At 62.4% G+C, this 26,768-nt stretch carries 23 protein-coding genes and 1 pseudogene; 9 read left to right on the forward strand and 15 right to left on the reverse strand.

Annotated features, from left to right (window positions below):
• The first annotated feature begins 33 nt into the window (after positions 1-33).
• Positions 34-1,338, forward strand: a complete 1,305-nt coding sequence (locus tag BSIN_RS12635) for an MFS transporter (RefSeq protein WP_089340765.1) — start codon at positions 34-36, stop codon at positions 1,336-1,338.
• A 39-nt stretch (positions 1,339-1,377) separates the two neighbouring features.
• Here the strand turns inward: BSIN_RS12635 and codA are convergent, their stop codons facing one another.
• The 3 genes from codA to BSIN_RS12650 form a co-directional block, all read right to left on the reverse strand.
• Positions 1,378-2,619, reverse strand: coding sequence for a cytosine deaminase (codA, locus tag BSIN_RS12640; protein ID WP_089340766.1), 1,242 nt, complete (start codon positions 2,617-2,619; stop codon positions 1,378-1,380).
• Positions 2,620-2,841: 222 nt separating this feature from the next.
• On the reverse strand, positions 2,842-4,104 hold the full coding sequence (codB, locus tag BSIN_RS12645) for a cytosine permease (RefSeq protein WP_089340767.1): 1,263 nt from the start codon (positions 4,102-4,104) through the stop codon (positions 2,842-2,844).
• On the reverse strand, positions 4,101-4,331 hold the full coding sequence (locus BSIN_RS12650; protein ID WP_143757429.1) for a hypothetical protein: 231 nt from the start codon (positions 4,329-4,331) through the stop codon (positions 4,101-4,103). The genes codB and BSIN_RS12650 overlap by 4 nt, the downstream gene beginning before the upstream one ends.
• 390 nt (positions 4,332-4,721) lie before the next feature.
• Here BSIN_RS12650 and BSIN_RS12655 point away from each other — a divergent pair, with 390 nt between their 5' ends.
• Positions 4,722-5,027 (forward strand): DUF4148 domain-containing protein, encoded by a 306-nt coding sequence (locus BSIN_RS12655; protein WP_089340769.1) that lies wholly within the window; start codon positions 4,722-4,724, stop codon positions 5,025-5,027.
• Positions 5,028-5,183: 156 nt separating this feature from the next.
• Here the strand turns inward: BSIN_RS12655 and BSIN_RS12660 are convergent, their stop codons facing one another.
• The gene (locus BSIN_RS12660; protein WP_089340770.1) at positions 5,184-6,194 is read right to left on the reverse strand and encodes a LysR family transcriptional regulator; all 1,011 of its coding nucleotides are present in this window, start codon (positions 6,192-6,194) and stop codon (positions 5,184-5,186) included.
• A 204-nt stretch (positions 6,195-6,398) separates the two neighbouring features.
• On the opposite strand from BSIN_RS12660, the gene BSIN_RS12665 reads away from it, so the two are divergent.
• The 3 genes from BSIN_RS12665 to BSIN_RS12675 all read left to right on the forward strand — a co-directional run bounded on the left by BSIN_RS12665 (position 6,399) and on the right by BSIN_RS12675 (position 10,789).
• On the forward strand, positions 6,399-8,603 hold the full coding sequence (locus tag BSIN_RS12665; RefSeq protein WP_089340771.1) for an FUSC family protein: 2,205 nt from the start codon (positions 6,399-6,401) through the stop codon (positions 8,601-8,603).
• A gap of 143 nt (positions 8,604-8,746) precedes the next feature.
• Positions 8,747-8,959 carry a hypothetical protein gene (locus tag BSIN_RS12670; RefSeq protein ID WP_089340782.1) on the forward strand — a complete coding sequence of 71 codons (213 nt, stop codon included), beginning with the start codon at positions 8,747-8,749 and terminating at the stop codon, positions 8,957-8,959.
• 171 nt (positions 8,960-9,130) lie between these two features.
• Positions 9,131-10,789 (forward strand): histidine-type phosphatase, encoded by a 1,659-nt coding sequence (locus BSIN_RS12675; RefSeq protein WP_089340772.1) that lies wholly within the window; start codon positions 9,131-9,133, stop codon positions 10,787-10,789.
• Here the strand turns inward: BSIN_RS12675 and BSIN_RS12680 are convergent.
• Together BSIN_RS12680 and BSIN_RS12685 are read right to left on the reverse strand one after the other, a co-directional pair.
• The gene (locus BSIN_RS12680) at positions 10,780-11,910 is read right to left on the reverse strand and encodes a DmpA family aminopeptidase (protein ID WP_089340773.1); all 1,131 of its coding nucleotides are present in this window, start codon (positions 11,908-11,910) and stop codon (positions 10,780-10,782) included. The genes BSIN_RS12675 and BSIN_RS12680 overlap by 10 nt on opposite strands.
• Before the next feature lie 33 nt (positions 11,911-11,943).
• On the reverse strand, positions 11,944-13,350 hold the full coding sequence (locus tag BSIN_RS12685; RefSeq protein ID WP_089340774.1) for an APC family permease: 1,407 nt from the start codon (positions 13,348-13,350) through the stop codon (positions 11,944-11,946).
• A 122-nt stretch (positions 13,351-13,472) separates the two neighbouring features.
• Between BSIN_RS12685 and BSIN_RS12690 the strand changes: the two genes are divergently transcribed.
• Positions 13,473-14,273, forward strand: coding sequence for a helix-turn-helix transcriptional regulator (locus BSIN_RS12690; protein WP_089340775.1), 801 nt, complete (start codon positions 13,473-13,475; stop codon positions 14,271-14,273).
• 228 nt (positions 14,274-14,501) lie between these two features.
• Here the strand turns inward: BSIN_RS12690 and BSIN_RS12695 are convergent.
• The 3 genes and pseudogenes from BSIN_RS12695 to aptA all read right to left on the reverse strand — a co-directional run.
• Positions 14,502-15,005, reverse strand: a pseudogene (locus tag BSIN_RS12695) (murein hydrolase activator EnvC family protein); the annotation flags it as partial.
• Positions 15,006-15,220: 215 nt separating this feature from the next.
• Positions 15,221-16,738 carry a CoA-acylating methylmalonate-semialdehyde dehydrogenase gene (locus BSIN_RS12700; RefSeq protein WP_089340784.1) on the reverse strand — a complete coding sequence of 506 codons (1,518 nt, stop codon included), beginning with the start codon at positions 16,736-16,738 and terminating at the stop codon, positions 15,221-15,223.
• A 287-nt stretch (positions 16,739-17,025) separates the two neighbouring features.
• On the reverse strand, positions 17,026-18,381 hold the full coding sequence (aptA, locus tag BSIN_RS12705) for an omega-aminotransferase AptA (RefSeq protein WP_059520222.1): 1,356 nt from the start codon (positions 18,379-18,381) through the stop codon (positions 17,026-17,028).
• A 102-nt stretch (positions 18,382-18,483) separates the two neighbouring features.
• On the opposite strand from aptA, the gene BSIN_RS12710 reads away from it, so the two are divergent.
• Positions 18,484-19,449, forward strand: a complete 966-nt coding sequence (locus BSIN_RS12710; RefSeq protein ID WP_069236037.1) for a LysR family transcriptional regulator — start codon at positions 18,484-18,486, stop codon at positions 19,447-19,449.
• Between the two features lie 342 nt (positions 19,450-19,791).
• Positions 19,792-20,310 (forward strand): hypothetical protein, encoded by a 519-nt coding sequence (locus BSIN_RS25355; protein WP_143757430.1) that lies wholly within the window; start codon positions 19,792-19,794, stop codon positions 20,308-20,310.
• A gap of 281 nt (positions 20,311-20,591) precedes the next feature.
• Here BSIN_RS25355 and BSIN_RS12715 read toward each other — a convergent pair whose 3' ends face one another.
• A complete protein-coding gene (locus BSIN_RS12715) occupies positions 20,592-20,852 on the reverse strand; it encodes a hypothetical protein (protein WP_059520220.1) in 261 nt (86 codons plus the stop codon).
• Between the two features lie 302 nt (positions 20,853-21,154).
• Between BSIN_RS12715 and BSIN_RS12720 the strand changes: the two genes are divergently transcribed.
• On the forward strand, positions 21,155-21,625 hold the full coding sequence (locus tag BSIN_RS12720; RefSeq protein WP_059520219.1) for a DUF3761 domain-containing protein: 471 nt from the start codon (positions 21,155-21,157) through the stop codon (positions 21,623-21,625).
• A gap of 216 nt (positions 21,626-21,841) precedes the next feature.
• Here the strand turns inward: BSIN_RS12720 and BSIN_RS12725 are convergent, their stop codons facing one another.
• The 5 genes from BSIN_RS12725 to BSIN_RS12745 form a co-directional block, all read right to left on the reverse strand.
• Positions 21,842-22,303 (reverse strand): dihydroneopterin aldolase, encoded by a 462-nt coding sequence (locus BSIN_RS12725; RefSeq protein ID WP_069236039.1) that lies wholly within the window; start codon positions 22,301-22,303, stop codon positions 21,842-21,844.
• The gene (locus BSIN_RS12730; protein WP_089340776.1) at positions 22,300-22,938 is read right to left on the reverse strand and encodes a sarcosine oxidase subunit gamma; all 639 of its coding nucleotides are present in this window, start codon (positions 22,936-22,938) and stop codon (positions 22,300-22,302) included. Before BSIN_RS12730 ends, BSIN_RS12725 begins: the two co-directional genes overlap by 4 nt.
• Positions 22,928-25,939 (reverse strand): sarcosine oxidase subunit alpha family protein, encoded by a 3,012-nt coding sequence (locus BSIN_RS12735; RefSeq protein WP_089340777.1) that lies wholly within the window; start codon positions 25,937-25,939, stop codon positions 22,928-22,930. Before BSIN_RS12735 ends, BSIN_RS12730 begins: the two co-directional genes overlap by 11 nt.
• Positions 25,936-26,241 carry a sarcosine oxidase subunit delta gene (locus BSIN_RS12740; protein ID WP_089340778.1) on the reverse strand — a complete coding sequence of 102 codons (306 nt, stop codon included), beginning with the start codon at positions 26,239-26,241 and terminating at the stop codon, positions 25,936-25,938. Before BSIN_RS12740 ends, BSIN_RS12735 begins: the two co-directional genes overlap by 4 nt.
• 26 nt (positions 26,242-26,267) lie before the next feature.
• Positions 26,268-26,768: FAD-dependent oxidoreductase (locus BSIN_RS12745; RefSeq protein WP_143757431.1), on the reverse strand; the 501-nt coding region annotated here is incomplete at its 5' end.

Raw genomic sequence — 26,768 nt, forward strand, 5'->3', positions numbered from 1 at the left:
GCGCGCCAGTTCGCCTTTACCGGAGCCGTCAGCATGTCCACTCGCCAAGCCCAAGCGTTGCGCCCCGCTGCCGTTTACGCCGATCCGCCCTTGAACCGGCTGCTGTTCAGAAAGCTGCTGCCGCTGTTGATTGCCGCCTATGTCATCAGTTTTCTCGACCGTACCAACATCGCGTTCGCGAAGCATTCGATGAGCGTTGATCTCGGCATCTCGTCGGCCGCATATGGTCTCGGAGCAGGGCTGTTTTTCCTGACTTACGCATGCTTCGAAATCCCGAGCAATTTGATCTTGCATCGTGTCGGCGCGCGTTTCTGGATCGCCCGGATCATGATGACGTGGGGCGCGCTATCGATCGCGATGTCCGTCGTGCGTGGCGAAACGTCGTTTTATCTGATGCGGTTGCTGCTCGGCGCCGCTGAAGCCGGACTCTTTCCCGGCGTGATGCTGTATCTGACCTACTGGTTCGGCCGCGACGAACGCGCACGCGCGACGGGCTACTTTCTGCTCGGCGTTTGCATAGCGAATATCGTTGGCGGCCCGCTCGCCGGCGTGCTGCTCGAACTCGACGGCCTGCTCGGGCTGCATGGCTGGCAATGGCTATTCGTGATCGAAGGCATACCCGCGATTGCGCTTGCACTCGTCGTATGGATGCGCCTGCCCGATCGTCCGAGCGACGCGCGCTGGCTCGCACCGGAAACCGGCCGCGCACTGGAGAGCGCACTCGCAGCCGAGCAGGAAACCGGCTCGGCTGCGCACAGTAACCATTCGTTCGGTGTCGCGCTGCGCGACCCGCAAATCTGGCTGGCGATTTTCGTGTACTTCTGCCACCAGTTGACGATCTATACCGTGATCTTCTTTTTACCAGGCATCATCGGCGCGTCGGGACAATTCTCGCCGTTCGAGGTCGGTGTATTGACGGCTACGCCTTGGCTTGCCGCCGCGCTCGGCGCGGCAACGCTGCCGCGCTTTGCGCGCAATTCGCGCCGCGCGCGCACGATGCTGTGCGCAGGGCTCGCCGTAATGGCGCTCGGGCTTGCTGGGGCTGCCCACGCATCGCCCATGATGGAACTGATCAGCTTGTGCGTTGCCGCAACGATGTTCTTCGTCGTGCAGTCGATCATCTTTACGTTTCCCGCGTCGCGGCTCACCGGCAGCGCGCTCGCGGGCGGCCTGGGACTCGTCAATACGTGCGGTTTGCTCGGCGGCTTCGTCGGGCCGACAGTCGTCGGCACGATCGAGCAGGTAAGCGGCGACGCGAAAAACGGCCTCTTGCTGCTGGCCGCCGCGCTCGTGATCGCGGCGTTGGCCAGCTTGCGGCTGCGCGGCGGGCGCGAGTGAAGCGAGAAGACCGCGCCCGGCCTTCTCGCCCTTGCTGCGTTACGCCGGATAGGCAAGCCGCTCCGGCTCACGCTGCATGATGATCTTGCCATGCCGGATCGACAGTCGCGCCTTCGCCTGCCGGCGCACCGCATCGTAGTCGCTGTCGGCATCGAATACGAGCAGGTTCGCGGGCCGTCCCGGCTCGATTCCGTAGCGTTCGCCGAGATGCATCGCGCGTGCGCTATGATCGGTGACGAAATCGAGACAGCGTTGCAGATCGTCGTAGCCCATCATGTGGCAGATGTGCAGGCCCGCGTCCAGCACACGCAGGATATTGCCGTTTCCGAGCGGATACCACGGGTCTTTGATCGAATCCTGGCCGAAACACACATTGAGCCCCGCACGATCCAGCTCGGCGACGCGCGTCACGCCGCGCCGCTTAGGAAATGTATCGAAGCGTCCCTGCAAATGAATGCTCTCGGTCGGGCACGAAATGAAGTTGAGCGCCGAGCGCTTCAGCAGCCGGAATAGCTTCGAGCAATATGCGTTGTCATACGAGCCCATCGCCGTCGTATGGCTCGCCGTCACGCGTGCGCCCATACCGCGCACACGCGCCTCCTCGGCGAGCACTTCGAGAAAACGCGAGTTCGGATCATCGGTTTCATCGCAATGCACGTCGACGAGACAGCCGGTTCGCTCCGCGAGATCCATCAGAAACTTGATCGAACTCACCCCCTGCTCGCGCGTGTTCTCGAAATGCGGAATCCCGCCGACGACATCCGCGCCCATTTCGATTGCCTGTTCCATCAGCCTTCGGCCGCCGTCGAACGATTCGATACCCTCCTGCGGAAATGCCACGATTTGCAGGTCGATCAGCCCGCGCGCCTCGTCTTTCACTTCGAGCATCGCGTTCAGTGCGGCAAGCGTCGGATCGGTCACGTCGACATGCGTGCGTACGTGCTGAATTCCATGATCGCGCAGCATTCCGATCGCAGCATGCGCGCGCGCTTTCGTATCGTCATGCGTGATCGTCGCCTTGCGCTGCGCCCAACGCTCGATGCCTTCGAACAGCGTGCCGCTCATATTCCATTGCGGATCGCCCGCAGTCAGCACGGCGTCGAGATGGATGTGCGGCTCGACGAGTGGCGCGATCACGAGCTGACCGGCCGCATCGATATGATCCGCACCCGGCGTTGAGATTCGCTCGGGTTGCTTGACAACGGCTGCGATCGCGCCGTCGTCGATATCGATCGTGTGCAGGCCGTTGCGCTTGCGCAGCGCGGCATTGACGATTTTCATGAACGTTCCTGTAGTTGAGTGTCCAGCGTCCGCCATGCAAGCAACGCGGCCGACGATTGGGCGTATTGCGGTGAATCGATCATTGCTCCGCCACGCGATTTGCGTGGCCGTTCATTCGTGGCAACGCGTCCGGCGTTTCGATCGGCACGGTAGTATGGCTGCGATTTCCGTCGATCAGGTTTCCGAATATTTTCTTCGCGAAATCATCTCGAACTCATCGGTTCATGGCTCCTGGATCGAAGGCGCACGTGCGACGCGCTGCGTGATCTGCACGAACACGATATATGCGAACGACGAAGCCGCAATCCCCACGATCGGCGCGATCCAAGGCGACATATACGCCGTCACCGCGCCTACCGCATACGCGGCCAGCCCCGGGACGTTGAAGCGCGGCAATCGCACCGACACGAGCGCCGGATAGCGGCCGCGGTGCCGGAACCAATAGTCGGCCATGATCACGCCGCCGACAGGCGGAATGATCGAGCCGAGCAGAAGCAAAAACGGGATCAGCAATTCGTACATGCCGCCGATCGCCAGCACGATGCCAAGCACCGCGCCCGCGAACGTCAGCGTGCGGCGACGCTCGGTGCGCAGCAGATGGCATGCGGCGGCGGCGACGTTATAGATCGTCGGCCCCTGGATCGTCCACAAATTCAGGCACAGCATCACGACTGCCGCAATCGACAGCCCCTGCAACATCATCACTTCGACGATATCCGGCTGCTGATAAACGATCGCGCAATATGCGCCCGCGACGATCATCAAGCCATTGCCGACAAAAAAGCCGATCAGGCTTGCGAACATCGCGGTACGGCCGCCTCGCGCGAGGCGCGTCCAGTTGGTCGCCTGCGTCGCGCCACTTGCAAACGTGCCGAACACCATCGTGATCGCCGCCGGAAACGCCATCGGATGCGCGGGCGACACTTTCATCAGCCCCGGCCAGCCGCCGATATCGCGCGTCGCGATCCACATCGATACGATCAGCAGCACGAACATCAGCGGCACCGATACGCGTGATAGCGCGTCCATCCCGCGATAACCGACGATCGCGGTAATCGAGAAACCCAGACCGAACAGCACCATCAGCGGCGGCGTCACCGCCTGCGGCCAGCCGAGCAGCTTGACGAGAACGATCGAAACCGTCGCGGTGCCCCAAGCGTACCAACCAAGCTCCGCGAAACCGAGCAGGAAATCGGACAGCTTGCTGCCGATCTCGCCGAAACAAAAGCGCCCCATCAATACCGAATTGAGGCCGCTGCGCGCCGCGATCAGCCCAAGCGACGCCGCATAGGCGGCCAACAACAGGTTGCCGGCAACGGCGATCCAAAGCATGTCGACCACACCGAATGCCATACCGATCTTGCCACCCGCGAACATCGTGCCCGTGAAAAACGTAAAACTCAGCAATACCATCGTGATCGAGAACAAACCCTTGCGCTCATTCTGCGGCACTTCGCTCAATGAAAATTCGCCTTGCTTCGTCATCGTTCAGGTCTCCAGCGCTTCAGCGCGAACAGTTGGTATGCCGCGGCTGGCGGCACGCCGATGATCGCAAGGGTCATGCCATGCTCACGGCCTGCACGACGGCGGTAAAGCGCGGCAAAGCGGGCATATGCGATGTGCCGATTGCACAATGCCCGTAGCTCGGCCGTCAATCCGGCCGCCATTTTAATGTGCAAAACATGATGCGATGCACCACCACGAACACGCATCGCACATTTTTCCGCACGAACGGCACGTTGCCGATTTCGATGAAAAGAAACTGGATGGAGCAGCGCAATTGGCGTTCATATGTCCGTCCGCCTGCTTCGGATAGATACTGCTATCGCACAACGCGTGTCCGGTAGGGCGGAATCGCATCGATAGCAACGCACAGGCAGCGATCGCACGCCGTATGCAACACGACGCCGCGCAATACGACGTCATGTTATGCCGCGCGCCGCAGCGCCATTCATTTCGATTCAATGTTGTTCGATCTGGAAGGCTGCAAACCGGCTTCGAGGGTTTTTCCACACGTGGCGACTCCATAAACTGCGTATCGACAGTTCGGATCACTAGACGCGAACTACGTCGAATCACACTGAATCATCTCGGAGTTCTATATGAAATCGATCGTCGCCACTGCCGCTGCCGCGCTGATGCTCGCCGCACCGGTCGTCTCATTTGCGCAGCAGCCGTCGAGCCAAGGGCCCACGCGCGCCCAAGTCATCCAGGAACTCGTCGACCTCGAATCGGTCGGCTACCAGCCGGCACGCGGCAACGACGCGAATTACCCGGAAGACATTCAAGCCGCTCAACAACGGCTCGATCAGAAACGCCTCGCCCAGAAAAAGGCGGCGACGTCCTACGGCGCGGCCGTCAGCGGTACCGTCGAGGCCGGCAAACCTACCGCGGCCCGCGTCCAATAAGCGACACCACCCTTCGCACGCATTCCGTATGCGCGGCATGACGTGCGAAACGCGCGCGCAACACAGCTGAGTTCAAACCGGTCAAATGTGTCGTACACTTATCGCGACCGTTTCAGGCACCTCGAAAACGCTGAGAAATCCGCACCGGTTCGTGCATCAATGCGTCAACGTCCGTTCGGGATCGGCAAACGCCTCTCGCGCAACCGCACAGGCAGTCTGCGCCACCTCGGACGTCTGCGCGCCGATCGAAGACAACACCGCCTCGTCACGCGCGATCATCGCGGGCATATGAAAACGCAATGCATCCACCCAGGTCCGAACTTTCGCATCGATAAAGCGCCGTGACGCATAGAGCGCGTAAACGTTCATCTTCTGCAGCCGATACGCGGGCAACACGCGCACAAGCATGCCGCGCCGCAAATCTTCGATTGCCGCGTAGAGCGGCAGCATGCCGATGCCGATACCGGAACGAATCGCCACTGCGAGCGATTCGGCGGTGTTGGTCTGCACCGGCCCTTCCACCTTGATCGTCTCGGTGCCCGCCGGCCCTTCGAGCTGCCACTCGTGCGGCGGAAACGCGGGCGTGCACAGCGTCAGACACGCATGCCGCGCGAGATCGCGCGGGCTGCACGGTGCGCCATGCGCGCGCAGGTAAGCCGGCGTTGCGCACAGGATGTTAAAGGTCGAACCCAGCGGATGCGACACCAGCTCCGAATCGGGTAGCGCGGCGGCCGTGACGACTGCCATGTCACTGGTGCCGTCAAAGAGATCGGGCATTCGTTGTGACAGCGTAAGCTCGATCGATACATCCGGATGCTGCTCGCGATACGCAGTCAATGCAGGCAACACATAATGTTGGCCAATGCTTGCAAAGCTATGCATGCGTAACACGCCCGCCGGACGCTCATGCGCGCGGCTCGCTTCTTCCTCGGCCTGGTCCACGTCGGCCAGAATCTGCCGGCAGCGCAGCAGATAGCGCTCGCCGGCCGGCGTCAGTGCCAGGCGGCGCGTCGAACGATTCATCAGGCGCGTTCTCAGCCGGGCCTCGAGTTCGGACACAGCGCGCGACATTGCGCCCGTCGTCGAATTCAGCGATTGCGCGGCTGCCGTGAAGCTCCCCGCTTCCACCACACGGGCGAATACCCGCATGTTCTGTAACGTATCCATGCTGGTTCGAAACTTGTCGAAGAGCCGCTATTGTCCTCCAGCACCCGGTGTCGATTGTTACCTCTGTTGCAACGATGGTTTCCTCGTAGTTTTGTTAATACGCGTGCGCGACGCTCCTACAATCGGCGCCGCTCTAATCGATCCGGCGCCGCCGCACTGATTGGGGCTCCCCGATCAGCACCGTTACGAGCATTCGCCCTTGTCATGAAAACCGAGCCTGCGTCATCGCGATTCTGCATCGATCCTCAACGAGGGCAGTCGCGGTGGCCGGTGTTCGTCAAGCTGGCTCGGGACTGGGCGAAGAGCAGCGGACTTGTGTGGCTTCATCTGACGAAAACGGTCTCGGCGGCGTTGCTTGCGATGGGTATCGCCATGCTATTCGACATGCCGCAGCCGCGCATTGCGATGACGACCGTCTTCGTACTGATGCAACCGATGAGCGGCATGGTTTTCGCGAAAAGCTTTTATCGAATCGTGGGCACCGCCGTCGGGCTCGCCGCCGCGTTGACACTGGGCGCACTGTGCGCGCAACAGCCTGAGCTTTATATGACCGGCATGACGCTGTGGGTCGCGCTCTGCATTACGGCGGCCGTGCGCAACCGGCATTTCCGTTGGTACGGCTACGTGCTTGCCGGCTATACCGCCGCGCTCATCGGTCTGCCAGCCGTGATGGCGCCAAATACGCTGTTTCTCGCGGCGCTCACGCGCGCGAGCGAAGTCAGCGTCGGAATCATCTGCTCGGCCATGGTCAGCGCGATCGTATTCCCACTCAGTGCGAGCAACGCATTGATGCGCACGCTGAACACGCGTCATCGCGATTTCATTGCATTCGCCGCCGGCACGTTCGGCGGCCTCGTCGAACGAGGCACGTTCGAGCGGCGTTTCGCGGATTTCGTCGACGGAATCGTTGGTTTCGAGGCAACCCGCGCGTTCGCCTCGTTCGAAGATCCGCGGATTCGCGCGCGCAGCCGAAGGCTTGCGCGGCTCAACAGCGAATTCATGAATGCATGCGCGCGGCTGCACGCGTTCCATCAACTGATCAAACGATTGCGAACTAGTCATGCGAGCGACGTGCTCGCCGCCGTCGGTTCGCATATCGAATCGTTATCGGCATTGCTCGGCAAGCTCGGCGCCGAGTTCGAACGCGACGGGAACGCGCACTCGTTGACCATTGCAGTACTGAGCGATTACCTCACCGCGCTGCCCAAGCGCGCGCGTGCATCGCGCCGAATCATCGAAGAGCACGCACGGGCCGGCTTGCTCGATTTCGATACCGCGATCGAACTGCTTTATCGCTTCGTCGACGAATTCCTCGGCTATGCGCAGACGCATGTGTCGCTCGCGCTGGACAGTCACGTTCTCGAGCGCTCGGTCACCCGGTATGCGGTGAAGACCAACCGCTATTTTGTCGGCTTCACGTTCGTTCGCACGATCGTGGCGATGGGCGCGATGAGCGCATTTTGGATCGCTTCGGAATGGCCGAGCGGCGCACTCGCGGTAATTGGCACCGCCATCGCGTGCGCGCTCAGTTCGAGCGCCGCGCGCTCGAGCCGCTTCATCGCACAGATGGCGGCAGGCGCGGCGGGTGCGACGCTCGCCGGCTACCTGTACCTCTGCTACGTGTACCCGAACATCGACGGTTTTGGGTTGCTATGCGCAGCGCTCGCGCCAACGCTCGCATTCGGTGCGTTTCTCGCGACGCTGCCCGGCAAGTCCGGCTACGGAATCGGCTTCGTCGTGTTCTTCTGCCTGCTTGCCGGGCCGGACAACGTAATCGCCTACGCGCCGGACGTGTTGCTCAACAACGGGCTCGCGCTGATCGTGTCGATGCTCACCACTTCGCTCGCCTTCGCGATGATCTTGCCTACCGAGTCGCCCTGGCTTATCAGCAAGATTACACGCGACCTGCGCCGCCAGGTCGCGCTCGCGTGCAACGGCCCGTTGGCCGGCTTGGATCAGCGGTTTCAATCGAGCACGCATGACTTGATGTCGCAGTTGCGCAACCTGCTCGTCAAGCGCTCACGTGGTTATCGCAATGCGATGCGCTGGATGCTCGTCACGCTCGAAGTGGGTCATGCCGTCGTCGATCTGCGCAATGAAATGCAAGTCTACTCGAGCACGCCAACCGTGCCCGCGCCGCGTTGGACGACGCTCGTCGGCGCGGTATCCGACACGCTGCCGCGCCTATTCGAATCGCCCGACGCCCACCGGCTCGCAACCGCGCTGAAGTCGGTCAGTCTCGCGATTCGGGCGCTTCAGCATACGCAACACATATGGCATGCGATCCCGGACGAACGCCGGCGCATGCAGCGTATCGCCAGTTGTCTGCATTTCATCCGCAGTGCGTTGATCGACCGGGACACACCGTTTCGCCGGTATACGCGGGCGCGCACGCCACGTCGACGCTGACGCCGCCCTTTATCGATATGACGCGTGAATCGTTGTTCGATATGGAAAGAAGCTCTCCAACACCGACGATTAATGGGCTCGAATCCGAGTCATATAGTGTCGTCAACGCCAAGCAAGGCGTTGAACATCAAGGAGAAAACAACATGAAGTCGCTGTGTGCCGCTCTCTTCGCCCTATCGATTGGCACCGCTGCAATGGCATCTCAAGGACAAACCGCCGCCGGCGCGAACCCTCAATCGGCAAGCCGCGCCGAATCCGTTCTGCAAAACGGCCGAGTGCCCGCTCATCAGAGCCGCAAGCAATCGGGCGAGTGCGTGGGCCCCGTCAGCTTCTGCAATATCTATTTCGGCAGCTAGACACTATGTTCGCCGCAAGCGGATGCGAACGGAAAGCGTGCGGGACGCTTTCCGTTCGATGACTTCAAGCTGTCAAATAGTTTTGCGAGACTGCGCGATCGACCGACCGTCCGCGCACAGCTTCCACAAGCGGCGGTGCCCTATGCCTTTCCATTGCGCGCTACCACCCCGATGAAACGCCACCTCGCCCGCCTCTTCGGACCGATTCTGCTATGTACCGCATTCGCCGGCTGCAATTCGGATAACGCCAACGACAATCCGCCGCCCAGCGCTGCGTCGAACGCCGTGCCTCATACTCCCGATACACCCGCGTCGACGCCCGCTCCGGCTCCTGCTCCGGCTACACCAACCTATTATCAAACGAAAACGCCGTATCGTCCGCTTCAGGATATTTCGGCATACGAAGCGCCGCCCGCCGGTTATACGCCGATCTACACACAAATGGTTGCACGCCACGGTTCGCGAGGACTGTCAGGGTTCAAATACGACGGCGCAATCTACGACATGCTGCAAAAGGCTGATGCAGACGGTGCACTGACTGCACTCGGCCAGCAACTCAAAGCAGATACGTTCACGTTGATCAAGGCGAACGCGCTGCTCGGCCACGGCATAGCGGGCATCTCGGCTCCCGGCTACGGAAATTTGACGCAAGCGGGCATCAGCGAGCATCAGCAACTCGCCTCGCGCCTGCTGCAACGGATGCCGGCGTTGTTCGACGCTGTCGCGGATGCATCCGGCGTGTCGCGCCGCAAGATCGTCGTCGTCAATTCCGGTCAAGACCGCGCAGTCGATAGTTCGACCTATTTCGCGAATGCACTCGTATCCGCACGGCCCGCACTCGCCTCGGCGATCGTGCGGCCCGCCGCGCCGGCAGGTTATCCGCAAGGCACGCCAATCGCACAGCCGGCGGGCGTCAATCGATTTCTGTTGTACTTTCATGCGCTGAAGCCCGCAACCGATCTCGTGACGTCGAGCGCCGATCCGTACTACGCGACATATCGCGACAGCCTCGCCTATCAGGCCTACGCGAACGATCCCGTCGTCGCCGCGAAGCTCGATGCAATCACGCAAGCGCCGCAAACCGCACAGGTCGCACAAACTGTCCTCGCCGCGTTGATGAAACCCGATTTCGTCGCGAAACTCGGCACGGCGGGCTATACATTCTCGAATAGAGGTACGTATACGTTCACGTCGGCGGACGGCAAATTCAGCAACACGCTCAACGGCGACGGCAAGACAAAGATCAAGTCCGCCACCGACGCAGCAAACGTACTGTACAACCTATTGCAAATCGCACCGGCGATGGCGGCGGAAACCGGCGGCGTGACGATGGAGCGCTATATCGCCGCGCCCCAGGCCGAATATCTCGCCTATCTTCAAGATGCAGAGGATTTCTACACGAAAGGCCCAGGTGTGGCCGAAGCCAATCCGATAACCTATCGAATGGCTCAACGGCTGGCCGATGACTTCTTCAATGAAATCGATGCTGTCGCGCGCGGCGATTTGACGAATGCGGCGACGCTGCGTTTCACGCACGCCGAGATCATCATTCCGTTCGCATCGATTCTGCAGCTCAAAGATGTATTCGTTCCCGTGCCGCAAGCGCAAACCTACACGTATGCAAACAACCCTTGGCGCGGCGAAACCGTATCGCCGATGGCCGCGAACCTGCAATGGGACGTATATCGCAACGGCTCGCGGCTTATCGTGAAGATGCTGTACAACGAGCGCGAAACGGATTTTCAACCCGCTTGCGACGGCGCACGAATCGCAGCCGGCAGTCATTTTTATGACTACGCCGGCCTGAAACGCTGCCACGGTTATAGCTGAAGCTGAGCGTCACGCGCGGGCCGCCAACCAGTCTGCCGCAATGCATCCGTCAGCCGGGCCGCGCCAAGCGCCTCGACGCGGCATCCACGCGCAGCAAGATCGGTCGCGGCGACAAGCGCGTTGACGATCGCTTCCTCCACCGCCTCCGCCGCCGCCTCGAACAGCGCGGAAATATGCGAATCGGCGACCATCCGCACGTCGAGCGTCGCAGCGGCGGCGCATCCGTAGCTCGCAATCGGCAGCCCGCTGTTACCCGTGGCGAACGCAACGAAGATGTCGCCGCTCGAATTGTCGGTGCCGCCGCCGGCTCGCGCGAGCCCGATGCTGGCCCGCTGCGCAAGCCGCCGGCATTGATGCGGCAGCAGCGGCGCGTCCGTCGCAAGTGTCACGACGATCGAGCCCATTCCCGGCTCGCCCGCACCCGGCACGCGAAACGGCGAATGTACGTCGCGCAGCACCTCGCCGACCGGATAACCGGCAACGCGCAGTGCCTCGCGCTGCCCATAGTTCGCCTGCACGAGCGCGCCGACGGTCCAGCCGCCTGCCGTCGCGTCGACGACACGCGACGCGGTGCCGATGCCGCCCTTGAACTCGTGGCAAATCATTCCGGTCCCGCCGCCGACGCTGCCTTCGTCGACCGGCCCGGTACGCGCAACGGCGCGTGCATGCGCGACATGCTCGCCGCGCACATGCTGCCCCCAGATGTCGTTCAGGAGTCCGTCGAACGTCTCCAGCACAACCGGCATGCACCAATAAACCTGCCCACGATCACGCACGCCGCCCTCGGCACGCTCGGCCGCAATCAACGCGTCGCGCACGACGCCGACGCTGTGCGTGTTGGTATACGCGATCGGTGTGGTCAACAACCCCGCCTCGCGTATCCATTCGAGCCCTGTCGCGTCGCCGTTGCCGTTCAGCACGTGCACACCGGCGAAGCACGGTTCGTCACGCGCGCGGCCCACGCGCGGCTCGATCACCGTCACGCCGGTATGCGCCGACGCATCGCCTGCATCGACGTGAATCGTATGATGGCCGACCCGCACGCCCGTCACGTCGGTGATCGCGTTGAAGCGCCCTGGCCGGCCGCGGCCGATGCGGATGCCCAGATCCCGTGTGCGCATGTCGCTAGTCCTCCTGATGAATGGATGCGTGAGTCAAAGCTGCCGGAATGGGACACTGCGGCGGACCCAGAGCGCGTAAGCCGCGAACGCGACGCCGGCAATTCCCACAATGATGTACAGATCCGTCGGCCCGGCCGCGGCAGCGAGTGTCGTATAAAGCGTATAACCCGCGCCGGCGATTGCAACGATCGGTGGCAAAGGCCACCACGGCATCCGGTAATGATGCTCGACATCGCGCCGCAGCACGCGGCTCGCGAGCGCGGCAATACCGACCGCGAGATAGACGAGCAGCAGTAAATCGACGGTAAAAACGGTCAGTTCGTCGAGACTCGACACGAACACGAGCAGCATCGACGGCACGGCCAGCGCCAATGTCGCGCCCCACGGCGATTCAAAGCGTGAATGAATGCGCGTGAAGGCAGCATTGCATGCGGGCGCCCACATTGCATGCCGGCCGCTGCTGTACAGCAAACGGCCGGTCATGATCACGATCGCGATGATCGCATTGAACACCGATAGGAAAATGCCCGCGCTCACGACGCGCGATACGGCAGAACTGCTCAATGAACGTATGACATAGCCGATCGGGTCCGGACTTTTCGCGAGTTCGACGAACGATGGCGCGCCGATCACGATCGCGCTCAGCGGTACCAGTTCCACGGCAAGCACCACCGCGAGCGAGCAGATCACGGCTTTCGCGACATCGCGATTGCCGCCTTCCAGATCCTCGGCAAGAAAGACGGCCGTGCCAAAGCCGTTGTAGCAGAAAATTGCCGTTCCGATGGCCGGTATGATCGCCGCGAGTGTCACGGGTACGAGCGCGTCGCCGCTCACGATGACCGGATTGACGAACGCAAACGCGGATCGGTGCGGCGCCGAGAACCCCAGATACGCGATCAGCGCGAGCACGAGTACCTCGATCACGAGGAACCCCCCAGTAATCCACGCACTGGTGCGAATATTCAGGATGCCTAGCGCATAACTCGCGAACACGATCGCGAGCGCCACAGGCTGATTGCCGATATGCGTGCCGAGCGCCGCATTCAGATAGGGGGCGGCGCCGCTCGCGAGCACCGCCGGAATGAATGCGTTGACGGCGAGTACCGCGGCAAACGTCAGGTAGCCAGACAATCCACCGAACACGCGCTTCACCATCACGTACTCGCCGCCCGCACTGCGATGGGCCGCGCCCAGTTCCGCGTAGCAAAGCGCAAACGCAAGCGCGAGCAAGCCCCCGAATACGAAAGACATCACCGCACCGCTGCCCGATTGCCGAATCGCGAACGGCGCGATCACGAAAATAGAGCTTGCCGGCGTCACGCCCGACACGGTGATCATCACGACATCACGCACGCTGAGCGAGCGCACAAGCGCATCGGCCGCTCGCGCGTCGCGCGGCGCGTCGGACGTCGTGCTCGAAGGCTCCGATATCATCGCCATCTTGCTCTCCTTTGCCGCCGGGTTTTTGAACGCCCATACTCGGGCTATGCATGGCGCGCAGTCTAGGAAGACAATTTGCGCGTGCCAATTCCCCTTTGTAGGTACGCCAATCTGGGGCGTTTATGGATCGATTGTTCAGTGAAGTGGCGATGCATCAGGCGTTCGGACGTGCACTCGAGCATCTCGGCGAGCCGCGCTTCTGGCGCTTGCTGATCCTGTTTCTCAACGAGCTGGTGCCGTTCGACAATGCGCTCGCGACCTTAATCGGCGCCGACGGCGTGCCTGCCGTGCTCGACGAATATGACACCGGCGGCGCGGGCCAGCCATCGCCCGTGCCGCTCTATCTGGACGGGCTGTATCTGCTCGATCCGTTCCTGCAGGCCGCCCAGGACGGTCTCGCGGACGGTTGTTACCGGCTCGAGGAAGTCGCGCCGGACCGGTTCAGGCAGAGCGAATATTTTCTGAGCTATTTCCGCGACGCAGTGGGCGAAGACGAATTGCAGATCATCGTGCGTACACGGCCTGACGAGATGCTGTCGCTATCGCTCGGCGCACGCACCCGTTTCGACTCCGATTCGCTCGGCCGTCTGTGCGCGTGTTCGCCGTGGTTGATCGCGACACTGCGCCAGCAGCGCAGGCTGCAAAACGACAGTGCGCACGGCCGAACCGACAGCGACCTCGCGGTACGCGTCGAGCGTGCGCTGGCACGCTTTGGCGCCGAGCGTCTGTCCGAGCGCGAGATGGCGATCGCGCGGCTCGTGCTGCGCGGCAACTCGTCGAAGGCGATCGCCGAGCGGCTCTCGATCTCGCCCGAAACCGTCAAGGTACATCGCCGGCACCTGTATTCGAAACTCGGCATCGCATCGCAGCCCGAACTATTCTCGCTGTTCCTGCAAGCGTTAGGACAAAATGACGCACGCTGACGATTCGCGCAGCGTGCGAGCATGCAACCACGTCACTGCATACAAGGCGACGGCTTCAAGGAAGTTTGGCACGTGGTCAGGCCATCGCCCTAAAAGGCGGTCTGCCCGCGACGGCATCGCAAACGGGCGGACAAACGCGAAGGCAGGTGGCAAGTCCGCGACGATCGATCGGATTCCCGAACGATCGGATAAACGATCACCGGCGTTCGCTGCCCGCCCGCTGAGGCTTTATTGAGGCGGCAGATATTTCAGCGGATCGACAGGCACACCGTTGCGGCGGATCTCGAAATGCAACATCACGCGACTCGCATCGCTGCTGCCCATCTCGGCGATCGTCTGCCCTTTTTCGACCTTGTCGCCTTCCTTGACCTTCAGCACGCGATTGTGCGCATAGGCGCTCAGATATGTATCGTCATGCTTGATGATCACGAAATTGCCATAGCCGCGCAGGCTGCTGCCCGCATACGCGACAACGCCGCCTGCGACCGCCTTCACGGGCTCGCCCGCCGTGCCGCCAATGTCGACGCCTTTCGTATTGCCGGCTGGCTTGAGAATCGGACCGCGCACTGGCCATGCGAAGGCCGGCGTTGATGCATCCGGCAATGGGGACCGCTGAAGGAACGACTGCGCGGACTGCGTCGCGCCGGCAGGCGGTTTGCCCTGATAGCCGGCAGCAGGCGCCGAATTCGGTGGCGTCGCACAGGCGGCGAGCATTGCAGCAGCAACCACGCCGGTCACGCGCGACGCTAACGTGAACGATTTTCGAACGCAGCGATGAGTAGGTTTGGACGACGACATCATCGGTATCAACATCTCCTCGTAAACAATGCAAGTGCGCCGCGCCAACGAACATCCGTCGACGCGAGGTCGGAGATTAATACCACGCGACACCGAATCAATGCCTATCGCTTTCAAAAAATTACATCGGTCGTTCTATTCGGCACGGTCTATCGACTCGACGGGAAGCTGAACACCGCGCCCTCGCGCACGCCGGCCGATGGCCAGCGTTGCGTGATCGTCTTGCGTTTCGTATAGAACCGCACCGCATCCGGACCATAGGCATGTAAATCGCCAAACAGCGAGCGCTTCCAGCCGCCGAACGAATGATACGCAACCGGCACAGGCAGCGGCACGTTGATGCCGACCATGCCGACCTGGATGTTGTCGCTGAAGAAACGCGCAGCCTCGCCGTCGCGCGTGAAAAGGCAGGTGCCGTTGCCGTACTCGTGAGCATCGACGAGCGCCATTGCTTCGGCCAGCGAAGCAACGCGCACGACGCCGAGTACCGGCCCGAAAATCTCGTGCTGATAGATCGGCATTCCGGGCTTCACGTGATCGAACAGGCACGGGCCGAGATAATAGCCCCCTTCGTGGCCGTCGATCTTCATACCGCGCCCGTCGACGACAAGCGTTGCGCCGGCGGCCACACCCGCGTCGACGAAGCCGGCCACCCTGTCGAAGTGCTGCTTCGTGACGAGCGGCCCCATATCGACGCCCTCACCGGCACCGGGCCCCACCTTCATCTTCTCGATCTCGACCTTTAAACCTTCGACGACCTGATCCGCCGTGTCGTCGCCAATCGCAACGACGAGCGGAATCGCCATGCAACGCTCACCGCACGAGCCATATGCCGCCCCCATCAACGCACTCACCGCGTTGCCGATATCGGCATCGGGCATCACGACCGCGAAATTCTTCGCACCGCCAAGCGCCTGCACGCGCTTGCCGTGCGCGCAGCCAATCGTATAAATGGATTCGGCGACCGGCGTCGAACCGACGAAGCTCACAGCCTTGACGCGCGAATCGGCAAGGATGACGTCGACCGCTTCCTTATCGCCGTTCACCACGTTCAGCACGCCGGGCGGCAACCCGGCATCCAGCGCAAGCTCGGCCATCCGCAGCGTGGACGAAGGCGTGCGCTCCGACGGCTTCAGCACGAACGTGTTACCGCAAGCAACGGCCATCGGCCACATCCATAGCGGCACCATCACCGGAAAATTGAACGGCGTAATGCCCGCGACGACACCGAGTGCCTGAAACTCGCTCCACGAATCGATCGCCGGCCCGACGTTCTTGCTGTGCTCTCCCTTCAGCAGCTCGGGCGCATAGCTCGCATACTCGACGTTCTCTATCCCGCGCTGCAACTCGCCCATTGCATCAGCGAGCACCTTGCCGTGCTCGGCCGTGATCAGCGCGCACAACTCGTTCGCATGCTCTTCGAGCAGCGTCTTGTAACGGCTCATCACGCGCGCGCGCTTCAGCGGCGGCGTGTTGCGCCACGTGGGATACGCCGCCTGCGCGGCCGCGATCGCGGCTTCGACGGTCGGCTTGTCGGCAAGCGTCACGCTCTTCGCCGATACGCCCGTTGCCGGATCGAACACCGGCTGGACGCGTTCGCCGCCGTCGGCGCGCTTGCCGTCGATCAGATGGCCGAGGGTGGAGGTCACGTTGCTGTCGTGTTTCATCGCGAAGGTTCCTGCGATCTCGGGTTCGAATGGATCGAAAAAAAGCGGCGGCGCGACACGCGGCTCATTGCAGGCCAGGTGTGACGTCGCTCGCCGCAACGGGCACAAACTCGGTAATGCGCCTACGGGCGAGCGGTCGCTCGCCAGCGGGCTGAGCGGCCGGCCCCGGTCGGGCAGCCCGCGGCGGCTATTGGCAAACGGCGGCGGTAAACCCGTGAGCGCGGGACCATCAAGACGGCGGGCACCGCATCCGCCGACCGCGCAGTGCGGCCGTCAGCCTGCCGCGCTCAATCAGTCGCGAGCAGCGCGTCGTTCAACGCGCCGATCAAATCCTCGATCTCGCGCTTGTCCGCGACGAACGGCGGCGCGAGCTGAATCGTGTCGCCGCCATAGCGCACGTAGAAGCCTTTTTGCCAACAGCGCATCGCGATCTCGAAGGGGCGGCGTGCGGGCTCGCCCGGCGCGTGCGCGATCGTGAGCCCAGCCGCCAGACCGCAATTGCGAATGTCCGTGACATGTCTCACGCCCTTCAGGCCGTGCACGGCGGCCTCGAAGTGCGGCGCGAGCGCGCGCACGCGGCCGAGCGCATCCTCCTTCTCGAGCAGATCGAGTGCGGCAACGCCTGCCGCGCACGCGACCGGATGCGCCGAATACGTATAGCCGTGAGGGAATTCGACCATGTAGTCAGGGCCGCCTGCCGCCATGAACGTATCGTGGATATCGCGCTTCGCGATCACCGCGCCAAGCGGCTGCGCGCCATTCGTCACCTGCTTCGCGACGTTCATGATGTCCGGCACCACGCCGAACGCATCGGCGCCCGTCATCGCGCCGGTACGGCCGAAGCCGGTGATGACTTCATCGAAGATCAGCAGGATGTCGTGCGCGGTGCAGATTTCGCGCAGCCGTTGCAGATAGCCCTGCGGCGGCACGATCACGCCTGCCGAGCCTGAAAACGGTTCGACGATCACCGCCGCGATGTTCGACGCATCGTGCAGCGCGATCAGATCGAGCAGGCGGTCGGCCAGTTCCGCGCCGCGCGCAGGCTGCCCGCGCGAAAACGCGTTCTCCGGCAATTGCGTATGCGGCAGGAAATCGGCGTCGATGCCTTGACCGAACAACTTGCGGTTCGGCCCGATCCCGCCGACCGAGATGCCGCCGAAATTCACGCCGTGATAGCCCTTCTCGCGGCCAATCAGACGCGTCTTGGTGCCCTTGCCTTTCGCGCGCCAGTACGCGCGCGCCATTTTCAGCGACGTGTCGGCCGCCTCCGAGCCGGAGCCGGTGAAAAACACGTAGTCGAGTCCGGCGGGCGTCAGCGCCTTGATCCGGTTGGCGAGTTCGAACGACTGCGGATGACCGAACTGGAATGCAGGCGAATAGTCGAGCCGCGCGATCTGCCGGCTCACCGCGTCGGCAATCTCCTTGCGGCCGTGGCCGAGGCCGCAGCACCAGAGGCCGGACAGGCCGTCGAAGATCCGGCGGCCGTCGGCGTCGATATAGTACGCACCTTCGCCCGCGACGATGATCCGCGGGTCCTGCTTGAACTGGCGATTGCCGGTAAACGGCATCCAATGCGCGTCGAGCCACTCGGCGTCGGTGCGCGGCGGCGTGTCGAGGGTCTTGGGATCTGTCGGGGCGTTCATGGCGGTCTGCGCAGCGCGCGGAGGTTGAGAAAGATATTGCGCATTGTCGAGCCGACAAATAGTCTTTTAAATATCGCAATATCAATGTTTACTTGAGCATTCATGCAAGCAAAAAAACCGAAGAGCCGTGCGCTGCTCGGCCAGCTCACCGATATGGATCTGCGCCTGTTGCGCGTGTTCAGGAGTGTCGTCCAATGCGGCGGGATGGCGGCGGCCGAGCTGGAGTTGAACATCGGCATTTCGACGATCAGCCGGCATGTGAAGGATCTCGAAACGCGCGTCGGGCTCGTGCTGTGCCGGCGCGGGCGCGCAGGCTTCACATTGACGCCGGAGGGCCAGACCGTCTATGAGGAAACGCTGCGGCTGCTCGCGTCGGTCGAGGCGTTTAAAAGCCGGATCGACGGCATCCACGATCGGATGGGCGGCGAGCTGCACGTCGCGATATTCGACAAGACCGCAACGAATCCGTTATCGCGGCTGCCCGACGCGATCGGCCGCTTTCACGATCAGGCGCCCGGCGTTGCGCTGAATCTGCATGTCGCATCGATCAACGAGGTCGAGCGCGGGGTCATCGACGGCAGCTATCAAATCGGCATCATTCCCGCGCATCGCAGTTCAGGCAGCCTGGTCTACACGGACCTATTCGACGAGCGGATGCTGCTCTATTGCGGCGCGGGCCACCCGCTGTTCGACGCGCCGCACGGCAAGCTGACCTGGCGCCAGGTGCGCGACTACGCGTTTGCCGGGCTTGGCTACCATTCGCCGAACATGGACGTCAGCCATCGGGCAAAACTCACGCGCAGCGCGACGGCATCGGATCAGGAGTCGATCGCGACGCTGATTTTGTCCGGTCGCTATCTCGGCTTTCTGCCGGATCATTACGCGGAGAGTTTCGTGGCGAAGGGATGGATGCGGCCTGTTGCGCCGCAGCGGTTTCGCTACGCATGCCGGTTCGTGAGCTTGTTGCGACGTTCACCGCAGCCATCGAGAGCAGCGCTGCTATTTCAGGGGTGTTTGGAAGCATCGCACGGGGCAATGCCAAGCCGCCCGGCAAACCGGGCATATTGACGGCACAAATAGCGGCCCCGTTTTAGGTCACGCCTGCTCGAGCTGAATCGCATCATTCTGATTCGATTGAGGCAGGAATGATCGTTTTATGCGTTGCAATTCCGGGGCAATGATTGCGGGAACGACATACGCGCACCGCGTCGCGCCGTATGCACTCGCCGCCAAGCGTTTATCTGACGTCCGTCATCTGCCCGTTGGGCTACGGCCATGCCGGATGTCTAGCGGGCGACGTTCCCCGGTCACCTTCGGCAGCAAGCAACAATAGTATAAAAATATCCCAAATAAATATTACATATGAACGCCGGATACCCGTAATTTCAATCGAATCGACGGAGGCCTTCCATGAATAAATCACATCTCCCCATTCGCTTAAAATTAAGTTTGGTTGCCTTTTCGTTTGCTTTGATAGGCAGCGCTCATGCGGGCTTACCGATGACCATCCCGGTCACATGGAAAAATTGGAAAGGCATCCCCGGCCACGACGTGGCCTATCACGTCAGTCTTATCGATCATACTTGCCTTGCCGATTTCGGTCCCGAATCATTTGACGTTTCAACAGACGGGCAAGTAACCATCAATTTAAAGCGCTTGTCGGCGACCTGCCTCTTTGACATTTCATGGACCGTGACAACAAAACTGTCCAATGAAAAAATCGCCAAAGTTCGGGTTCGGTATTGGGAACCGCTGATTGGCCGCGGCCAAGTGAATGTCGAACATCGCCCTCCCGCTCCGGCATTTTTCCTAGAGGTAAAATGCAACGGTAAGCGGTGTGTCAATCGTTCGGTGGACGGAGGAGAAAACGGAGCGGTCATCCAGGCAACCGGCAGTTCGGTCGTTTACCTGTTGTCACGCACACTCTAATCAACCAGCCCACCTTCGCGTCATGCCATACGCGGATGGAAAGCACGCCGAGAAGGCAGGGGTGGCCAACATGGCGGCTTCGACTGCTGCGCCGTTCCCGCGCCCTTGTCATTCGGATGCGCCAACCAGGGGACACGAGAAGCTGGGACTTCACGGCGGCCCCGTTCAGCACAGACGAACGCGCGCAGCAACGTGAAAACATAAAAACGCAAACACCAATACACCGGAGCGCAAGCGCCGAAACGCAACAGCAAGCCCCCTCGCTGCGTTTCCTTCGACGATTACGCCGCCTCCGGCGGATGTGCCTCCAGCCATGCGACGATCTGCTGCTCGGCTTGCAGCGGCGTCACGGTTTCGCCGGTCGCGAGCACTTCATATTTGTAAGGATCGGCGCCGTCGAGGTTATCAGCCTCCGGTTGCGCAATCGTCCAGCGCCAGTCGATCCGATCGGCGATCGGCGACGGCGCGCCTTCGATGCTGCAACGGCATCCGTCGATTTCCGCGACAAAACCGGTGGCGGTCGGCTCAAAACTCGCAAACACGGCAACTCCCGTCGATATGTCATAGCAGGCCGCGGCGCGGCCGGTTCGCGAGTATCGCACGATCGCAGCGTCGGCTAGCGTGCCGCGCGGCCACGCCTGCCGCCGCGTTACAGATTGTCACGGATCGTTGCATTAATGCACGATTCTCCACGCCGCGAGCGTCAACCAATCGACTGCAACAAGAGTTATTGACGGTACTGGCGCACTGAATCGCGTCAGGGCTGCGCCCTCTTCGAAAGAAAGCGCGCACGCACGGATCACGCAAGTGAATGTGCGCCAATCCCATACAGTCAGGAGTCGAAATGAAAAAGACCGCAATCCTCTCGGCGCTCGCCGCCGGCTTGTGCATCTCGATCAGCAGCTTCGCGCAAGTCCCCGCGAATGCGCCCGCCGGCACGACCGGTCTCTGCAAGGACGGCTCGTACTACTCGGGCGCATCGAAAAAAGGCGCGTGCGCCGGCCATAAGGGCGTGAAGACCTGGTACGGCGCATCGGCGGAAACCGCCGCGAGCGGCGCGTCCGCCACGACCGCGCCGGCCGCTGCCGCATCGGCTCCGGCAATGGCATCGGGCACGGGCGCCTCGACGAAGAGCACGGCAAAGAGCACGGCGGCCGCGGGCGCGCCCGGCCAAGTGTGGGTCAACACCGGCACCAAGGTCTACCACTGCCAGGGCGACAAGTACTACGGCAAGACCAAGCAAGGCTCGTACATGTCGGAAGCAGATGCGAAGGCGAAGGGCTACCACGCATCGCACGGCAAGGCCTGCTCGTAACGCGGCCGCGCCGGCGCGGCTTACGCTGTGAGGCGCGCCGGCCGCCGCTGCACCCGAGCGGCATATCGCCGGCATCGCGGCATCGCGTGCCGGCTTTTGCCGTTTTATCGAATCATGCGATAAATGCGGCTTGCGCGATCGATGCGCCCACGAACAAAGTTTCAACTTGCCGCGCGCGCGGCTGTCGATAGCCTAACGAATCAAGCGCAACGCGCATCAACGTATCGCGCTCGACGCACGGTCGGCGCCTGCACGCCACGCAGCGTAATCGGCGCGCGTCCAATTAAGCTCAATGCCGATACGCTGCGTGCCCGGCCTGATCTTCGGTTTGTGCAACGCGAGAATCAATGCATCAAGCGCGGGCCAAGCCTCGAACGAAAGCGCCGCGATTTCGACTGCGAGCGTCTCGAGCAGCCGCGTATGCGGCTTATGCGCGAGAAATGACGTGATCCGCGCGCAATACGCGTCATAATCGATCCAGCCGTCGTTGTCCGCATCGGACGGCTCGCATCGGTAAGCGAGCCGCGCATCGATCACGACTGGCTGCGGCGCTGCATGCTCATGCGCATAGATGCCGATGCGCGCCGATACGCTCAACCCGTCGACGAATACGCTCCAGCCCCGGCCGTTCTGCATCATCGGCTCGCGTGCCGCAAACGGCGATTCGACGGGTTTCATCCGATCAACGGCTCGGCCGCGTCGAGCATGATGCGGCAGAAATAATCGGCAAAGCTGCGGCGCACCACGATCTCGAATGTCGCGTCGCCGGTCGCGACGAGCACGATCGATGCCTTGAAGTAGTGACTCTGCGCGCATTGCCCCACGCCGAACACGCGTGGATGCAGATCGAGCGGACAACCGCGTGCCAGCACGTCGCGCACACGCTCGCCGCTCGCTTCGACCACCGTGTAGCCGCTTCCGACGTCCACCGCCGCCGCATAGATGCCGTTGAGCGCCGGTACGAGCTTCGCTTCGAGCTGGCCGGACGCGACCGGTCCGTTCGAGCGCACCAGCCATTCGTCGGGGCCGAGCCACAGCACGTCGTATTCGGCGGCGCGGGCGACCGTGTTCGGCTCGACGGGCGGCAAGCAGCCTACTGTCTGCTCGAATGCGCGAACGAAAGCCGCATCGTCCGGCTCGCCGCGCACGTTCACGAGATCGAGGAACGCACGCTCGCGAAACCGGAATTTCGTCGACTCGCGCGCCTGAAACGCCTTCAATACATCACCGGCGCCCACGAGCGGGGATTCGAGCGCTATGCCGCCCGGCGCCTGCACGCGCGCGGGCGCTTCGTTTCTTGTCTCATTCCACATGCTGGCGCACCCCTTGCGTGTCATAGAAAACCGGGCTTGCGATCGTTGCGCTCGCGCGCGTGCCGCTTGCATCCGAGATCGCCACCTTGTCGCCGATTCGATCCAATCCGCCCTTGATCACGGCGAGCGCAATCGAGCGCTTCAGAATCGGGCTGTAATAACTCGACGTCACATGACCGAGCATCGCGCAAGTGCCGTCCGCGCGCGCCGTCGCGTCGGCCTCCGTGATCTGGCCGCCTTCCGGCAGCACGTGCTGCGGATCGTCGCTCAGCAGTCCGACGAATTGCTTGCGGTCCGCCTTCGCGGTATCGGTGCGCGTTAGCGAACGCCGGCCGAGAAAATCCTTCGATTTCGCGACGAGTCCGCCCATGCCGAGATCATGCGGCGTGACCGAGCCATCGGTATCCTGCCCGACGATGATATAGCCCTTCTCCGCACGCAAAACATGCATCGTCTCGGTGCCGTAGGGCGTAATGTCGAATTCGGCGCCGGCGGCCATCAGCGCCTCCCAGACCGCGCGCCCGGCATTCGCCGGCACGTTGATCTCATATGCAAGCTCGCCCGAAAAGCTGATGCGCATCACGCGCGCGCGCACGCCGGCGACGGTGCCTTCGCGGAAACTCATGAACGGGAACGCGTCGTTCGCGAAATCGATGTCTTCGCATACTTTGCGCACGACTTGCCGGCTCTTCGGGCCGACGACCGCGAACGTCGCCCAATGGTCGGTCACCGACGCGAGCCGCACCTTCATATCGGGCCATTCGGTTTGCAGCCAGCGCTCGAGCCATGTGAGCACGCGCGCCGCGCCGCCCGTCGTCGTCGTCATCATGAAATGCTGTTCGCCGAGACGCACGGTCACGCCGTCGTCGAACACCATGCCGTTCTCGTCGAGCATCAGCCCATAACGGCATTTGCCGATCTCGAGCTTGTTCCACGGATTCGTATAGACCCAGTTCAGCAGCTTCACCGCATCCGGGCCCTGAATGTCGATCTTGCCGAGCGTCGACGCGTCTAGCATGCCCACGCCGTTGCGCACCGCGAGACACTCGCGCGCCACCGCCGCATGCAAATCCTCGCCAGGCTTCGGGTAGTACCAAGGCCGCTTCCAGTTGCCAACGTCCTCGAACAGCGCGCCATGCCCGGCGTGCCATTCATGCATGCAGGTCTTGCGGACCGGATCGAGAAAATCGCCGAGTTCGCGCCCCGCGAACGCGCCGAACGACACCGGCGTGTAGTTCGGACGGAACGTCGTCGTGCCGGTTTCGGCGATCGTCTTGCCGAGCGCCTGCGCGAGAATCGCCATTCCGTTGATATTGCCGAGCTTGCCCTGATCCGTGCCGAAGCCCATCGCCGTATAGCGCTTCACATGCTCGACCGATTCGAAGCCTTCGCGCGCGGCGAGCAGAATGTCGGCTGCGCCGACGTCGTTCTGGAAGTCGACGAACTGCTTCGGGCCGCGCACCGCGACGTCGATGCCACTCGCGAGCCATACCGGCAATATCGCGTCGTCGGCCGTTTCGACGACATGCGGCACCGCAGGGCGCACGGCATCGGTAAAGCCCGCCGCCCTCGCCGCATCGACACCGGCGTCGAACGCGAGCCGCAATGCACGCGACAGATCGAACTCGCCTGCCGCCGCACCGACGCTCGTCTCCGCCTGCACCGGCCTGCCCGGCACGAAGCACGCCTTGTCGTCGTTCCAATGCGCTTTGCCGCCCGATTGCGCGAACAGATGCAGCACCGGGCTGAAACCACCCGACATCGCGACGAGATCGCACACGAGCGTCGCAAGCCTGTCGCCCATTTTGCCGTTCGTATACGACGCGACGTCAACCGATGCGACGCGCAGCTTACCTTGCGCCGCCATCACAACCGCGCCGCTCATCACGGTCACGCCATTGCGCTTGGCGACAGCCGCCAGCGCACCGCGCGTGGACGGGCGCGCATCGACGACCGTCACCTGCGCACCGCACGCTTTCAAATCAAGCGCGCATTGATAGCCGCGGTCATTGTTGGTCGCGACTACCGCGACACGTCCCGGCAACACGCCGTAGCGGTGAATGTACGTCGACACCGCCGAGGCGGTCATCACGCCGGGCAAATCGTTGTTGCCGAACACGAGGGGCCGTTCGTGCGCGCCCGTAGCCAAAATCACACGCTTGGCGCGGATTTTCCACAGCAGCTCGCGCGTGCCCTTACGCACCGATACCGGCAGATGATCAGTCAGCCGTTGCACCACGGTGACCAAGTTATGATCCTGATACCCAAACGCCGTGCTGCGCGTGAGAATCGTCACGTCCGGCTGCTTCGCGAGTTCGGCTTCGGTCTTCTCGACCCATTGAAGCGCCGGCTTGCCGTCGATCTGCGCACGGCACGAAAGCAGGCTGCCGCCAAGTTCGCGCTGATCGTCAACGACGAACACGCGCGCACCGCTGGCTGCCGCCGCTTGCGCGGCCGCCAAGCCAGCCGGGCCGCCACCCACGACGAGTACGTCGCAGTGCGCATAACGCTTATCGTAGCGGTCCGCGTCGCGTACATCGGGCGCGCGGCCAAGGCCCGCCGCATCGCGAATTTTTTCCTCATACTTCGGCCACCACTTGCGCGGCCACATAAACGTCTTGTAATAGAAGCCCGCAGGCAGAAAGCGCGAGAACTTCTGCATCACGGCCATCCGGTCATGCTCGAGCGACGGCCGCGCATTCACGCTCGTCGCAACCAGCCCTTGATACAGCTCGACTTCGGTCGCGCGCGCGTTCGGCACCGTGTAGGCGCCGCTCTCGAGCTGGACGAGCGCGTTCGGCTCGTCGACGCCCGCCGTCACGATCCCGCGCGGCCGGTGGTATTTGAAGCTGCGCGCGACGAAATGCACGCCGTTGGCGAGCAATGCCGAGGCGAGCGTGTCGCCCTGATAACCCTGATAAGTGCGGCCGTTGAACGTGAACGTGAGCGGCTGCGCGCGGTTGATGCGCCCACCCGTGCCGAGTCGGTCTTTCTGGCTCATTTACGCGCTTCCTCCGTTGCGCTCGAGGCCGGCCTGTCGATTGGCTTGTCGAACGTTTCGTATCCCTGAAATGTGTAGCCGACGGTGTCGCGCTGCGCGATGAACCAGCGCCGGCAGCCATGCGTGTGCAACCATTGTTCGCGATGCGTGCCGCGCGGATTCTTGCGCATGAACAGGTAATCGCCCCATTCGCGATCCGACAGTTTGTCGGTATCGAGCGGACGCGCGATGTCAGCCTCGCCGCCGCACGTGAATTCGGATTCGGCGCGCGGGCCGCACCACGGACATTCGATCAATAACATTCAGTTCTCCTCGTGGCGTGCGATGCTCAGTGCGCAACGGCAGCCGCGCCGTGCTCGTCGATCAGGTGGCCGGTGTAGAAACGCTCGAGCGTAAACGGCGCGTTCAACGGATGCGGCTCGTCGCGCGCGATCGTATGGGCGAACACCCAGCCCGAGCCTGGCGTGGCCTTGAAGCCGCCGGTGCCCCAGCCGCAGTTGAAGTACAGCCCCTTCACGTCGGTCTTGCTGATGATCGGGCACGCATCCGGCGAGACGTCGACGATACCGCCCCACTGCCGGTTCATCCGCACACGCGAAAATACCGGAAACATCTCGACGATCGCCTGCAGCGTGCCTTCGATAATCTGGAAGCTGCCGCGCTGGCCAAAGCCCGTGTACTGATCGATCCCCGCGCCGATCACCAAATCGCCCTTGTCGGACTGGCTGATATACGCGTGCACCGCGTTCGACATCACGACCGTATTGACGACCGGCTTGATCGGCTCCGACACGAGCGCCTGCAAAGGATGGCTTTCGAGCGGCAGGGG

Source organism: Burkholderia singularis (assembly GCF_900176645.1).
GTDB lineage: Bacteria > Pseudomonadota > Gammaproteobacteria > Burkholderiales > Burkholderiaceae > Burkholderia > Burkholderia singularis.